Annotated in this window: 1 protein-coding gene; it reads right to left on the bottom strand. The window is 40.8% G+C overall.

Features of this window, described 5'->3' with window-relative positions; translation table 11 throughout:
• A partial coding sequence (gene mobA / locus EHSB41UT_RS24765; protein WP_087113428.1) for a plasmid mobilization protein MobA occupies nt 1–361 on the bottom strand: 361 nt, incomplete at its 3' end.
• Nucleotides 362–527 lie beyond the last annotated feature (166 nt).

Raw genomic sequence — 527 nt, 5'->3', positions numbered from 1 at the left:
GTTTTAATAGATCCATTTCATTATATACATCAGAAATTCGCTTCGTTACTATTTTCATTTCATCGCAAAGTGAAATTATTTTATGCATCACCTCGAGGTACTCCTTATCCTTCGGCCGCTTTCCCTTATCAAATAATTTCTTCTGCATCCGACCAAGTCGGATTAATTCATCTAAATACCTAGAAGGTACGCGCTGTTTTATTTCATTATTTAAACTTGCCGTCCTGATATATTCTGAAATTGTCAGTCCTTCGTTCTTCGCTCGCCGTCTGATTTCGCTTGCGACTCTGTTATTTACTCTAAGGGTGATAACCTTAGTTCTCTGCCGTACTTCTGAACCACTACGTTTATTTTTAGCCATCGCAATGACTCTCCATTTTGCACGTTTGGGGTGTCGGGGCTTGCCCTGACAGGAGGTATTCTCATGCAAGCGAATGTATTCGCGGTATGACGAATACACATCCTGTCCCGTTTTCCGCTATAACTTTTCGACGAAAATAAAATACCGCGTCGTAACCTGGTATTTC

Origin of the sequence: Parendozoicomonas haliclonae (genome assembly GCF_900174585.1) — a bacterium.
GTDB classification, from domain to species: Bacteria; Pseudomonadota; Gammaproteobacteria; order Pseudomonadales; family Endozoicomonadaceae; genus Sansalvadorimonas; species Sansalvadorimonas haliclonae.
The sequence above is the reverse complement of the archived record's forward strand: the minus strand, read 5'-3'. Positions and strand labels throughout refer to the sequence as shown.